The sequence below is a fragment of the Limosilactobacillus frumenti DSM 13145 genome (assembly GCF_001436045.1).
Classification (GTDB): domain Bacteria; phylum Bacillota; class Bacilli; order Lactobacillales; family Lactobacillaceae; genus Limosilactobacillus; species Limosilactobacillus frumenti.
In genome coordinates this window covers 1-212 of the sequence record NZ_AZER01000023.1, presented here as the reverse complement: position 1 = coordinate 212, position 212 = coordinate 1, and the positions used below count along the sequence as shown (strand labels likewise).

At 39.6% G+C, this 212-nt stretch carries 1 protein-coding gene; it reads right to left on the bottom strand.

Going from position 1 to position 212, the window contains the following annotated elements:
- The coding region (locus FD27_RS07455) for a hypothetical protein (RefSeq protein ID WP_057752122.1) at positions 1 to 195 on the bottom strand (195 nt) is incomplete at its 3' end.
- Positions 196 to 212 lie beyond the last annotated feature (17 nt).

The window sequence follows — 212 nt, the reverse complement described above, 5'->3', positions numbered from 1 at the left end:
CTTGCCATACTCATTGTTGATTGTGTCAACAACGTCCTTGGCACTCATGTTGTCTTCAACAATTTCCTTGCCGTCACGTAAAGTGTACTTTACGTCGTCGCTCAGATTACTGAAGTCAACATCGTTACCCTTTGCATCAACAAAATCAAACTTCGAGTTTTGGAAGTTCTTAAGAGCATCTTCATTAATTTCCATGATTCATGCTTCCTTTC